Source organism: Ochrobactrum quorumnocens, assembly GCF_002278035.1.
In the GTDB taxonomy this organism is placed as follows: domain Bacteria; phylum Pseudomonadota; class Alphaproteobacteria; order Rhizobiales; family Rhizobiaceae; genus Brucella; species Brucella quorumnocens.
In genome coordinates this window covers 438534-451362 of the sequence record NZ_CP022603.1, presented here as the reverse complement: position 1 = coordinate 451362, position 12829 = coordinate 438534, and the positions used below count along the sequence as shown (strand labels likewise).

Here is a 12829-nt window from a genome sequence, read left to right as displayed (position 1 = left end):
CGTTGAGAACTTCTCTTGCAAGAGCTAATCTTATCCATAAGATGAAAACCATTTCAAAAATTACCAAGGAGGGGTTCTTCGTGTTCCGCAAAACTTTACTGACAAGCGTGTGTCTTCTGGCATTGATGGGCGCAGCATCGGCTGAGACTGTTCTAAACCGTGGCAATGACACCGATCCGGCCACGCTTGACCATCATCGCACCTCCACAGTTTCCGAAGGCAATGTGCTTCGTGATCTCTACGACGGTCTGACCATTCAGAATGCGGATGGCGAAGCTATCCCCGGTGTGGCGAAGTCCTGGGATATTTCCGAAGATGGCACTTCATACACTTTCCACCTACGCGATAATGCCAAGTGGTCGAACGGCGATCCGGTCACAGCTGGTGATTTCCAGTTTGCTTTCCGCCGTCTGATGGACCCGAAGACCGCTGCGGGCTACGCCAGCATGCTGTTTGTTATCAAAAACGCTGAAGATGTTGCTGGTGGCAAAAAGCCAATTGATGAGCTTGGCGTTGAAGCAGTCGATGATCACACGCTGAAGGTTACGCTGAACTCCCCTACTCCTTATTTCCTTGAACTTCTAACGCACCAGACGGGTTTCCCGCTGCACCAGAAGAGCGTTGAGGAAAATGGCGACAAGTTTACGACACCGGGCAAGATGGTGACGAATGGCGCTTATGAGCTTGTCAGCTTCACGCCAAACGACAAGATCGTCATGAAGAAAAACCCGAATTATTACGAAGCGGATCAGGTTAAGATCGATACGATCAACTGGATTCCATTCGAAGATCGCGCCAGCTGCATGCGTCGTTTCGAAGCCAAGGAAGTTCAGGTTTGTTCTGACGTTCCTGCTGAGCAGATGGATTACGTGAAGAAGAACCTCAGCAACGAATTCCGCATGGCACCTTATCTCGGCGTTTATTATCTGCCAGTCAAAGGCAAGACTGCCGACAGCAAGTTGAAGGACCCTCGCGTTCGTCAGGCTATTTCCATGGCAATTGATCGTGACTTTATTGCAGAGCAGGTTTGGCAAGGCACCATGCTGCCGGGCTATTCTCTGGTTCCTCCGGGCATCAATCATTACGTCAAGGACGCGCCAAAGCTCGACTATTCCGATGATATGCTTGATCGTGAAGACAAGGCCAAGGAACTCCTGAAAGAAGCGGGCGTTGAACCAAACACGTTGTCGATCGAACTGCTCTACAACACATCTGAAAACAATAAGAATACGATGGCGGCAATTGCCGACCAACTTGGCAATATCGGCGTGAAAGCGACACTCAACGAAACCGAAGGCGCCACTTACTTCAACTTCCTGCGCGAAGATGGTCCATTTGATATAGCACGGGCTGGCTGGATCGGTGATTACAACGATCCGCAGAACTTTCTCTACATCAGCCAGAGCGATGTCAGCTTCAACTATTCCAAAGTAAAAAACCCGGAATATGATGCGAAAATGGCTGAAGCTGAGAAAATCCTTGATCTCGATGCCCGCGCCAAGGTTCTGGCTGAAGCGGAGCAGCTCAAGCTCGACGATATGAGCAATATTCCGATCCTTTATTATTCCTCGCGTGCTCTTGTTTCTGACAAGATCGACGGTTGGAACGACAACCTTATGGACAGTCACAAGACCCGTTGGCTTTCGTTCAAACAATAAATTTTCAGTTCGGGCTGCACCTATTGCATCGGCTCAAAAATCGGAAACGATTTAGGGCCGATGCGTAGATCAAATAAGTTGGAGCGATCTTTGTGCGTCCGAAAGGACGCACGGTACTCTGGTGGCGCAGCCCCTTTTTCTTTCGACCTTGGGAGGGTCGAAAGGTCCCTTTTTCATGGGGCGTATATTTTAAAATTTTATGGGAGTTCTCGATGGTTCGCGAAATGTTATTGGCAGGCGTTTGTCTGGTTTCGCTAAGCAGTGCCTCTTCAGCTGCAATTGTACTTAATCGTGGAAATGACATGGATCCATCGACACTGGATCAACAGCTCACCACAACGGTCCAGGAAGACCGTGTTTTAAAAGATCTTTATGAGGGCCTGGTCGCTCAGGACAGTCGCGGTAAGGCCGTGCCAGGCGCTGCCACGTCATGGGAAATTTCGCCCGATGGCCTCACCTACACATTTCATATGCGTGAAGATGCCAAGTGGTCCAATGGTGATCCTGTCACCGCAGGTGATTTCGAATTTTCCTTACGCCGTTTGATGGACCCCAAGACTGCGGCTGGCTATGCCAGCGTTTTCTACTCGATCAAAAATGCCGAACAGGTCGCAACTGGCCACATGTTCGTTGATCGGTTGGGCGTGAAAGCTTTGAATGACAAGACACTTCAGATCGCGCTGAATGCTCCGACTCCCTATTTCATTGAGTTGCTTACCCACAACACTGGTTATCCCGTCAATGCCAACGCAGTAAAGGAATTTGGATCGAAGTTCAGCCAGCCAGGCCATATGATTAGCAATGGAGCTTATGAGCTCGTCAGCTTCAACCCTAACGATAAGATCGTCATGAAGAAAAATCCCTACTATTGGGATGCTGAGCATGTTCAGATTGATCAGGTGAATTGGATACCGTTTCAGGATCGCTCCAGCTGCATGCGTCGCTTCGAGGCGAAAGAAGTAGATGTCTGCTCTGATGTTGCTGCCGAACAAATGGATTATGTGAAGGCGAACTTCGGCAAAGCTTTCCGTCAGACACCTCTGCTTGGCGTCTATTACATCAACATCAAGGGAGAGCCTTCCAGCAAGTTGCGTGACCCGTGTGTCAGGCTAGCTATTGGAATGACGATTGATCGCAATTTTCTGTCACAGGAAGTGTGGCGTGGCACAATGCTGCCTGCCAGTTCTATGGTGCCGCCCAGCATCAATAATTACGTGAAGGACGCGCCGCAGTTAGATTACGCCAAACAGGACATACTGGATCGAGAAGATGAGGCAAAAAAGCTTCTCGAAGAAGCAGGCGTCACACCTGGAAGCCTTTCGGTGGTTCTGAAATACAGCACGTCAGAGAACCATAAAAATACGATGGCGGCCATTGCCGACATGCTTAAAGAGGTTGGCATCAGCGCCACGCTCGATGAAGCCGATGGCACGACCTATTTCAATTATCTTGAGCAGAAAGGCATGTTCGACATCGCGCGTGATGGTTGGGTTGGCGATTACAACGTTCCAAACTCGTTCCTGTCATTATTCACAAGCGACAGCTATTTCAATTACGCGCAATGGTCGAACAAAGGCTACGACGACAATCTGATGAATTCGCATGCCACGCACTGGTATCGATAAAAGGCTAAATAAAAGCAGGAACACTCTTAGAGAGCCGTGCGCCCGCAGGCGCACAAAAGGACGCTCTAAAATTCAAAAGGCTGCATAATTTTCTTCAATCGGGTTCGATTTAAAAATTATGCGGAAATGGGATTTGCCGGATCGCTTCAAAGCGGTCCGGCAAAGAAGGGAAATAAAAATGCTGGGCTACACGCTCCGACGATTGGGTAGTGCAATACCCACGATCTTTATAATAGTGACTTTGACTTTCTTTCTTATAAGACTGGCTCCCGGTGGGCCTTTTGATCTGGAGCGTCCGATCGACCCTCTGATCCTTGAGAACCTCAAGAAAGCCTATAATATGGATGCGCCGCTTTGGCAGCAGTATCTGATTTATCTGGGCAATCTGCTGCGTGGTGATCTTGGACCAAGCTTCACGCGTCGCGATTTTACCGTGAATGACCTGTTTGCTTCCGGTCTGCCGGTTTCGGTCATGCTTGGCGCTTTGGCGCTTAGTCTTGCTGCGATTATCGGAACATTTCTTGGTACAATTGCAGCACTGAAACAGAATTCTTCCATCGATTATTTCGTTGTAGCACTTGCCACTTTCGGTATCACAACGCCCAACTTCGTTGTTGCTCCCCTCCTCAGCCTGCTTTTCGGTGTCATTCTTGGCTGGGTCCCAGCCGGAGGCTGGTCGTCTGCGAATATCACTTACTGGATGTTGCCGGTGCTAACTCTGGCTTTGCCGCAGGTTGGCGTTATTGCGCGCCTCGTGCGCGGGGCAACCATTGAAGCCTTGCGCGCTAATCATGTTCGCACCGCCCGCGCCTATGGTCTGCCATCGCGCGTCGTGGTCGGCGTACATGCCTTGCGTGCTGCGATGCTGCCCGCTGTTTCCTATCTCGGCCCGACAGCTGCAGCACTTCTTACCGGCTCTGTTGTCGTTGAAACCATCTTCGGCATTCCCGGCATTGGTCGCTACTTCGTGCAGGGCGCGTTGAGCCGCGATTACACGATGGTCATGGGCACCGTGGTTGTTATTTCCGTTTTCGTCGTGGTGTTTAATCTCATCGTCGACCTCCTTTATGCATGGCTTGATCCGAGGGTTCGCTATGACTGATTTTACTGCAGCCGTGGAAACAGAAAAATTGGGTTCAGTCCAAAGCCGCTCGCTCTGGCAGGATGCTTGGTTGCGTCTGCGCAAGAACAAGGCAGCTGTTACAAGTGCCATCGTCCTCATCGTGCTGGCACTTGTCGGCATTTTTGGACCCATGATCAGCCCACATCCTTACGACAAAATCTATCCGCAGTTCGTGCGCGTGGTTCCAAGTCTGGAAGCATATCCGCGTGCCGATACGATTATGCCGGGACTGGAACGCGAACTTGCCCGCGCCCGCCTTGACGCGTCAGCGGAGCCGGAATTGACCGGCAACAGTGTGTTGGTTAACTTCACCACCCAGCGCCCGACCGATGAGCGCGTGTTGCGTTATTTCCAGCGCTCTGACCTGTTTAGCAATCCGAAAATCGAACTTGCTGCAGATGGGTTATCGGGCAAGCTTACACTCAACGTCTCGCGCAACTATTTTGTACTCGGTACAGATAATCTTGGCCGCGATTTGATGACACGCATCTTTATCGGTGTGCGCATGTCGCTGGCAATCGGCTTGTTGGCTTCGGCAATGGCTTTGGTGCTCGGCGTTGGATATGGCGCGATATCGGGCTACCTCGGCGGGCGCGCCGACAATGTCATGATGCGGCTTGTCGATATTCTCTATTCCCTGCCCTTCATCTTTTTCGTCATATTGATGCTCGTCTTCTTTGGGAGGTCGATTTTCATCATCTTCATTGCCATTGGTGCAACCGAATGGCTGGATATGGCGCGCATCGTGCGTGGGCAGACATTGAGCCTTAAACGACAGGAATTCGTGCAGGCAGCGGAAGCGCTAGGCGCAACACGGCGTGGCGTCATTACACGACACATCATTCCGAACGCGCTCGGACCGGTCATCGTCTTCGTGACACTGTTGGTGCCCAAGGCAATTCTTCTTGAAAGCCTTCTGTCATTCCTCGGTCTCGGTGTGCAGGACCCACTCACCTCGCTCGGTCTTCTCATCTCGGAAGGTGCGCAGAACATGCGCGGCGCAAGCTGGCAATTGATCTGGCCTGCCGCAACCCTCACCATCATTCTGTTTGCGCTGAACTTCCTGGGCGATGGCCTGCGTGACAGCCTTGACCCGAAGGATCGCTGAGATGACGAACGAAAACATTCTAAGCGTGCGCGACCTGCGCGTTACCTTCGATACAAACGACGGACCGGTTGAAGCCGTCCGTGGCATCAATCTGGACGTCAAAGCTGGTGAGACGGTTGCCATTGTTGGTGAATCTGGCTCCGGCAAAAGTCAGACAACCATGGCAATGATGGGCCTGCTGGCCCAGAACGGTAGGGCTACAGGGCAAGCGCTTTATCGCGGGCAGGACCTGATCGGTATGACCGATAAGGCACTCAACAAGATACGCGGCGCAAAGATCACAATGATCTTTCAAGAGCCGATGACCTCACTCGATCCGCTTTATCGCATCGGCGATCAGTTGGCAGAACCGTTGCGTTATCACCGGGGTATGAGCAAAAAGGAAGCGCGTCCGCGTATTCTTGAACTGCTAAAACTGGTTGGTATTCCAGAACCCGAACGCCGCATCGACAGCTATCCTTATGAGCTTTCAGGCGGACAGCGTCAGCGTGTCATGATTGCCATGGCGCTTGCCAACGAACCGGATGTTCTGATCGCTGACGAGCCGACGACGGCGCTCGACGTCACCATTCAGGCACAGATACTCGACCTGTTGGCAGATTTGCAAAAACGGCTCGGCATGGCCGTGGTCTTCATCACGCATGATCTCGGGATCGTCCGCCGGTTTGCGGATCGGGTTTATGTCATGCGTTACGGTGAGGTCGTTGAAACCAACGAAACGGACAAGCTCTTCACTGCGCCTAAGCATCCTTATACGAAAATGCTTCTTGATGCCGAACCGGAAGGCGAAAAGCTCTCACCGCCTGATGAGGCACCAGTGCTGATCCGCGCTGATAATGTGAAGGTCAACTTCCTTATCAACAAACCATGGCTGGGTGCTGCAACCTATCTCACTGCCGTCAACGATGTTTCACTGACCCTTAAACAGGGCCAAACCATCGGTATTGTTGGGGAATCCGGTTCGGGTAAATCGACGCTTGGTCGTGCTATTCTGCGATTGCTGCCGTCCGACGGACGTGTGGCTTATCTTGGCAAAGAGTTGCCTGTTGAATCGCAGGCCATGCGGCCAAAGCGCCGCGAATTGCAACTTGTGTTTCAGGATCCGTTCGGTTCTCTAAGCCCACGCATGACGGTAGGCCGCATCATTACCGAAGGACTTTTGATCCACGAGCCGAACCTGTCGGCCAAGGAACGCGACCGCCGTGCCTGTGAAGCGCTTAAGGAAGTTGGCATGGATCCGGCGATGCGCAACCGGTATCCGCACGAGTTTTCCGGTGGTCAACGTCAACGTATCGCGATTGCCCGCACCATGATCTTGAAGCCGAAAGTGATCGTACTTGATGAGCCGACAAGTGCGCTCGACCGTTCGGTTCAAAAGCAGATCGTCACTCTCTTGCGTGATTTGCAAAAGGATTATGGACTTTCCTACATCTTCATCAGCCATGACATGGCAGTGGTCCGTGCGGTATCAGACTACGTGATCGTGATGAAGAACGGTAAGATCGTGGAACAAGGTGATACGGAGCAGGTCTTCGATAATCCGCACGAGGAATACACCAAAGCGTTAATGGCGGCGGCACTGAGCGAAGAACGTTTCGGAACTGATGCATAGTTATAAATTAGCAATAAAAACGGGGCATTGGCCCCGTTTTTTTATAATGTAATACAACTCTAAAAAACAAGCGAACGGTGAGCCGAGACGCCTGCGGTAACTCCATCCGAAACAGACCACGCAACGCTGTGCGCGCCGCGTGTAACATCGCCTGCCGCATAAATTCCCGCAACACTTGTCGCTTTCATCTCGTCTGTCTTGATAGTTTTACCAAGCGGCATTTCTTCGAGTGTGCAGCCGAATTGTTCGGTAAGAGAACTGCTGAGCCGGTTGCGGGGAGCAATATATAGCGCCTCTACCGAAGTCATCCGGCCATCAGCCAATTCGATTTCCGACAGAGAAGTCCCCTCGCCTCGTAATCCCACAACTTTGGCAGGTTCTATAGTTATGCCGCGATTTTCCAGTTCTAGGAGAGTCGCTTCGTCTGGTTCATTGCCACCATTCAAATAGAATGTTGTCGGCCCCCATTCTGCGATTAGCATGGCCTGATGGGCTGACATTGGTGAAAGGTTCAGTACACCAAGTTTTCTGCCGCTGAACTCATAGCCATGGCAATATGGACAATGGATAACCGAATTGCCCCATCGTTCCGGGAGTCCCGGCACATTTGGTAATTCGTCCGAGATACCAAAGGCAAAAATGAGCCTACGTCCGCGCACTGTCTCGCCTGTATCGAGTTCGATTGAAAACTCATCAATCTCCCCGGTTCCACCAATGGCCTGTCCTTTGGTTATTTCGACACTGGGATAGGCCAGCACCTGAGCTCTTGCCGTTTCAAGCATGGCTGCCGGATTGCTGCCATCCTGCGCAAAGAAGCCATGCGAGTGCTCAGCAAAGCGATTGCGGGGCTTGCCTGCGTCGATCACGCGGACAGATCGTCTGCCACGAGCGATGTAGGTGGCAGCGGTGAGCCCGGCAAAACTTCCGCCGATAATGATTGCATCATGATGCGTCATGAGCTGTCTCCAAATCGAATGTCGCGCCGCGTTCGAGGGCGCGTTTATGGAAATCCTCGCTCAACATGGCGAGTGACACTTCTCCAAAGCGTTTCAACAGGAGTTTCTCTGCGTCATGAAACGCTTTGTTCAGAGAGGCATTCACTGCCTGCTCAACGATGCATCCCGGCATTTCGGTGCGATTGCTCATGGCAAGCAGCGACGGTTTGCCGATAGCATCATAGATGTGTCGCAACGTGACCTTTGATAGATCACAGGCGATCTCCCAACCACCACCATGTCCTTTTTCGGAGCGAACATAGCCCTGCTCGCGCAGGCCGCCCATAACGCGACGGATCACAACAGGATTGGTGCCCATTGCTTTCGCCAGCACCTCGGAAGTCACCGGCCTCTGATATTCAGCCATGTGAAGGAGGACGTGCAGAACGCCCGATAATTTGCTGTCTCTCTTCATGTAACTTTATATGTTACGAGTCTTGTGCATTGTCAAGCGGACAAAATTTGGAAGCAATTTTCGGGAAGCGGTGGCAGGGCTTTATGCTAAGATCGCTCAATGAACGATCTCTTTTCCAATCTAGAAACGCGTGAAAATCTGACAGACGGAGCGATGCTTTTGCGCGGCTTTGCTCTTGCGAACGCCAAAGACGTTATCAGTGCATTACGAAGTCTCGCTGAAGAAGCACCCTTTCGCCACATGACCACCCCGGGCGGTTTTCGCATGTCTGTGGCGATGACCAATTGTGGTTCATTCGGTTGGGTCACAGATCGCCGCGGCTATCGTTACAGTCCAGCCGATCCTGAAACTGACAGGCCATGGCCCGAGATGCCGGATGCTTTGCTTAATCTGGCTGAAACTGCTGCGCAGGAAGCGGGTTACGCTGCATTTTCACCCGATGCCTGCCTCATCAATCGCTATGAACCGGGTGCAAAGATGTCGCTTCATCAGGATAAGGACGAGAAGGATTTCACCAATCCGATTGTGTCCGTATCGCTTGGCCTTCCCGCGACATTTCAGTTTGGTGGTTCGCAGCGCAATGACCCCGTGCGCAAATTTGTGCTGTATCATGGTGACGTGGTCGTCTGGGGTGGCCCCTCAAGGCTGTTCTATCATGGCATTCTGGCGCTTAAAGACGGCGAACACCCGCAGCTGGGGCGCTATCGCTACAATCTGACATTCAGAAAAGCGCAATAGAGCGCCGTGCGCTATCACAGTGTAATTATGCAATAGTCGAAACCAAACGGGGATCGTTCTTACAAGGACGATCCCTGATTGAATTGCTTTAATTGAAAGCGCCGCTGTCACTTTTGCTTTCAGGACGCTCTTTGGCAACTTTTTCGCGATAGCCGCTGGCGCGATAGGCCGAAATTGGTTCAATCGCCCCACCAGTTCGGCGACGTGCTTCGGCCAATATAGGCTCAACATCTGTGCGATACGCACGTTTCAGCGTGTCTGATGCCATCAGAGCATCGTTTTCCTGCTGATAGGTTTCTAGAGCCTCGCGATCCACCAACAGTGCTTGCGCATAAGCACGGCGTATTTCGTTTGCTGAAGAGATGAGGCTTTCCAGCGGATCAGTCACATTATGCGACTGATCAATCATGTGAGCTGGATGAAAGTCCTTCACACCGCGATAATCCGCATCAACCAATTCGTTGAAAACAAGGAACAGGCGATAAGGATCAATAGACCCCGCATCAAGATCATCATCGCCATATTTGCTGTCGTTGAAGTGAAAGCCGCCAAGCTTTCCAAACTGCATCAGCCGGGCAACGATCATTTCGATATTGGTATTTGGGGCGTGATGGCCAAGATCAACCAGACATTGCGCTTTTGGACCAAGCGTTGAGGCTATGAGGTAATTTGTACCCCAGTCCTGCACGACCGTCGAATAGAAGGCTGGCTCGTACATCTTATGCTCAGAGAACAACCGCCAATCATCCGGCAGCGCCTTATAAATCTCGCTCATCGAATGCAGATAACGCTCGAAAGCGCGGGTGAAATTCTGCTGGCCCGGGAAGTTTGAGCCGTCAGCAAGCCAAACCGTCAGCGCCTTGGAGCCAATAGCATTTCCGATTTCAATACACTCAATATTGTGCTCAACGGCCTGCGCGCGGACTGCCACATCCACGTGCGTAAGTGAGCCATACTTATAAGAATGTTGCTGATCGGCTGAATCCGCAAACGTGTTGGAGTTCATCGCATCAAAGCCAAGCCCCAGGGCAGCGGCATGTGCCATCAGCTCTTTCGGATCGGCTTTATCCCATGGAATGTGCAGTGAGACATTTGGTGTTGCGCGCGATAGCTCGTTGATAACGGCGCAATCATTGAGCTTGTCAAAAATACCCCGTGGTTCACCGCGCCCCGGAAAGCGACCGAAGCGTGTGCCGCCCGTTCCCGCACCCCAAGACGGTACGGCAACATAATACTTCGCAACCTTTTCGGTGATTTTTTCGATTTCAATGCCGCGGCGTGCAAGGTGGTCGCCAAGCGCCTGATAATCGCTCTTCAATGGGCTTTCGTAACCGAAATTATGCTCAGCGATGAAATCGGCTGCAATACGTTGTTCCGACATGGTTCCTCCCAGAATGCCCTCAATTTCTTGGATAAAAGGCAGGAAGGCAAGATCGCCTCGCCCGCCTTTTCAATGATCAGCGCGGGAAGCTTTGCTGGTTTCCGGCATCCACATTAATGATATTGCCGGTAGATTTGGCCGAGGCATCACTCGCGAGGAAGTAGATTGCTTCCGCAATATCTTCGGGCAGCACATTGAGCTTCAAAAGGGAGCGCTTGCGGTAATGTTCCTCGAGCTCCGTGACGTCGATTTTGGAAGAAGCTGCGCGCTGCTCCCGCCACTCACCATCCCAGATTTTCGAGCCACGCAAAACAGCATCAGGATTGACGACATTCACCCGAATGCCGATCTCTGCGCCTTCGAGTGCCAGACAACGTGCCAGATGAATTTCGGCCGCCTTTGCAGTGCAATAAGCGGATGCGCCGGGTGACGCGGCCAGACCGTTCTTGGATGCCACGAAAACAACATTTCCGCCAAGCTTTTGACGCCGGAATAACCGGAATGCCTCACGAGAGACAAGAAAATATCCTGTAGCGAGAATGTCAATATTGCGATTCCACATCGAAAGCTCGGTAGTTTCGATGGGTGCCGATGATGCAATACCTGCATTGGAAACCAGAATATCAATGCCACCAAGTTCAACACTTGCCTCGATGAAGGCGCTTATCACGGCCTTCTCATCGGTCACATTCAGCTCAACGCTACGCACCTGATCCGCGCCGAAGCGTTTCGACAAATTATCATGAGCGGATTTGAGCGACCCTGCGTCAATATCAGCCAGAACCACGCAAGCACCCTCGCCTGCAAGATGTTCTGCGGTCGCGTAACCGATACCACCTGCTCCACCGGTAATGAGTGCGATACGCCCTGCTAGGCTTTTCGGCTTTGGCATCCGCTGGAGTTTTGCTTCTTCGAGCAACCAATATTCGATGTCGAAGGCTTCCTGCTCCGGCAAGCCTTGATATTCGGACACGGCAGATGCGCCGCGCATGACGTTGATCGCGTTGACGTAGAACTCACCGGCAATGCGCGCTGTAGCCTTGTCGCGTGCAAATGACAGCATACCAACGCCCGGGATCAGGAAAATTACCGGGTTTGGATCGCGCATTTTTGGCGAATTATCGCGCTTGCAGCTCTCATAATAGCGGGTGTAGTCAGCACGGTAGGCTTCTAACGCGGCGTCCAGTCCGTCAACTATACGATCCACATCGGGCTTGGCTGGGTCAAAATCGATTACAAGCGGGCGGATTTTCGTACGCAGGAAGTGATCCGGGCAGGATGTGCCCAGGCGAGCCAACGGCTGAAGATCTTTCGCGTTTACGAATTCAAGCACAGCCTCCTGATCATCAAAATGACCAAGCTTGCGTTCGCTGTTTCCAATAAGACCGCGAATCTCCGGCATAAGACGCGCGGCAATGGCGCGACGTTCCGGTGCTTCGAGGCTTTGTGCGACAGCTCCACCGAAAGCAGCTTTATCGTCGGTCTTCTGATCAAGCCATTCGATAGCCTTGTTGATGATTGCTAGGGTCGTTTCATAACAGGTCTTTGCATCATTGGCCCAAGTGAAAAGACCATGACTTTCAAGGACTACACCCTTTACCTTCGGATTTGACTTCACAAAGGCTTCGAGGTCGAGGCCAAGCTGGAAGCCCGGTCGGCGCCAAGGCAGCCAGCCAATATCATCGCCAAAAATCTCGGCGGTCAGTTCGCGGGAGTTCTTAGATGCGGCGATCGCGATGATCGCGTCAGGATGCATGTGATCGACATGGATGAATGGTACAAAACCATGTAGCGGCGTATCAATGGAAGCGGCGCGCGGATTGAGGTTGAAGGTACAATGCGGAAGAAAGCCGACCATGCGGTCTTCATCATCACCCCCCTTGTAAATACCCTTCAGTGCATCAAGCTTATCCTGATAAAGCGTGGCAAAGCCATCCAGCTTGATCGTGCCAACATCGCCGCCTGAACCTTTGACCCAGAGAACCTGAACTTTCTGGCCTGTCAGCGGATCAATTTCCTCCACCTTTGCAGACGTATTGCCGCCGCCATAATTGGTGATGCGCTTGTCGGAGCCAAGGAGATTGGAGCGATAAAGCAATTTACCCGGTTCATCCAGCGTCGCTGCCTTGGCATCATCCCAGCGGTTATGCAAAAGCCTGCTTTCGGCCACCATG

Annotated in this window: 9 protein-coding genes and 1 pseudogene; 6 read left to right on the top strand and 4 right to left on the bottom strand. The window is 52.0% G+C overall.

Features of this window, described 5'->3' with window-relative positions:
* The first annotated feature begins 80 nt into the window (after positions 1 to 80).
* From CES85_RS02215 to CES85_RS02195, 5 genes and pseudogenes are all read left to right on the top strand, one after another.
* The gene (locus tag CES85_RS02215; protein ID WP_095445661.1) at positions 81 to 1658 is read left to right on the top strand and encodes a peptide ABC transporter substrate-binding protein; all 1578 of its coding nucleotides are present in this window, start codon (positions 81 to 83) and stop codon (positions 1656 to 1658) included.
* 212 nt (positions 1659 to 1870) lie between these two features.
* Positions 1871 to 3268 (top strand): annotated as a pseudogene (locus CES85_RS02210) (peptide ABC transporter substrate-binding protein); the annotation flags it as partial.
* Positions 3269 to 3461: 193 nt separating this feature from the next.
* A complete protein-coding gene (locus CES85_RS02205) occupies positions 3462 to 4385 on the top strand; it encodes an ABC transporter permease (RefSeq protein ID WP_095444437.1) in 924 nt (307 codons plus the stop codon).
* Positions 4378 to 5514 (top strand): ABC transporter permease, encoded by a 1137-nt coding sequence (locus CES85_RS02200; protein ID WP_095444436.1) that lies wholly within the window; start codon positions 4378 to 4380, stop codon positions 5512 to 5514. The genes CES85_RS02205 and CES85_RS02200 overlap by 8 nt, the downstream gene beginning before the upstream one ends.
* Position 5515: 1 nt before the next feature.
* Positions 5516 to 7126, top strand: coding sequence for an ABC transporter ATP-binding protein (locus CES85_RS02195; protein WP_095444435.1), 1611 nt, complete (start codon positions 5516 to 5518; stop codon positions 7124 to 7126).
* 59 nt (positions 7127 to 7185) lie between these two features.
* Here the strand turns inward: CES85_RS02195 and CES85_RS02190 are convergent, their stop codons facing one another.
* On the bottom strand, positions 7186 to 8082 hold the full coding sequence (locus CES85_RS02190) for an NAD(P)/FAD-dependent oxidoreductase (RefSeq protein ID WP_095444434.1): 897 nt from the start codon (positions 8080 to 8082) through the stop codon (positions 7186 to 7188).
* Entirely contained in the window at positions 8069 to 8536 is a 468-nt protein-coding gene (locus tag CES85_RS02185) for an Rrf2 family transcriptional regulator (protein WP_095444433.1), read from the bottom strand. Before CES85_RS02185 ends, CES85_RS02190 begins: the two co-directional genes overlap by 14 nt.
* Before the next feature lie 99 nt (positions 8537 to 8635).
* Between CES85_RS02185 and alkB the strand changes: the two genes are divergently transcribed.
* Positions 8636 to 9274: a DNA oxidative demethylase AlkB gene (gene alkB, locus CES85_RS02180; RefSeq protein WP_095444432.1), complete on the top strand. Its 639-nt coding sequence runs from the start codon at positions 8636 to 8638 to the stop codon at positions 9272 to 9274.
* Between the two features lie 88 nt (positions 9275 to 9362).
* On the opposite strand, the gene rhaI is transcribed toward alkB, so the two are convergent.
* Both rhaI and CES85_RS02170 read right to left on the bottom strand, forming a co-directional pair.
* Positions 9363 to 10655: an L-rhamnose catabolism isomerase gene (rhaI, locus tag CES85_RS02175; RefSeq protein ID WP_095444431.1), complete on the bottom strand. Its 1293-nt coding sequence runs from the start codon at positions 10653 to 10655 to the stop codon at positions 9363 to 9365.
* Between the two features lie 76 nt (positions 10656 to 10731).
* Positions 10732 to 12828, bottom strand: coding sequence for a bifunctional rhamnulose-1-phosphate aldolase/short-chain dehydrogenase (locus tag CES85_RS02170; RefSeq protein WP_095444430.1), 2097 nt, complete (start codon positions 12826 to 12828; stop codon positions 10732 to 10734).
* Position 12829: the final 1 nt, after the last annotated feature.

Bases quoted from the DNA above. Each gene is read 5' to 3' on its own strand.
- CES85_RS02205 (WP_095444437.1), top strand. From the start codon at position 3,462: ATGCTGGGCTACACGCTCCGACGATTGGGTAGTGCAATACCCACGATC.
- CES85_RS02200 (WP_095444436.1), top strand. From the start codon at position 4,378: ATGACTGATTTTACTGCAGCCGTGGAAACAGAAAAATTGGGTTCAGTC.
- CES85_RS02195 (WP_095444435.1), top strand. From the start codon at position 5,516: ATGACGAACGAAAACATTCTAAGCGTGCGCGACCTGCGCGTTACCTTC.
- CES85_RS02190 (WP_095444434.1), bottom strand. From the start codon at position 8,082: ATGACGCATCATGATGCAATCATTATCGGCGGAAGTTTTGCCGGGCTC.
- CES85_RS02185 (WP_095444433.1), bottom strand. From the start codon at position 8,536: ATGAAGAGAGACAGCAAATTATCGGGCGTTCTGCACGTCCTCCTTCAC.
- alkB (WP_095444432.1), top strand. From the start codon at position 8,636: ATGAACGATCTCTTTTCCAATCTAGAAACGCGTGAAAATCTGACAGAC.
- rhaI (WP_095444431.1), bottom strand. From the start codon at position 10,655: ATGTCGGAACAACGTATTGCAGCCGATTTCATCGCTGAGCATAATTTC.
- CES85_RS02170 (WP_095444430.1), bottom strand. From the start codon at position 12,828: ATGGTGGCCGAAAGCAGGCTTTTGCATAACCGCTGGGATGATGCCAAG.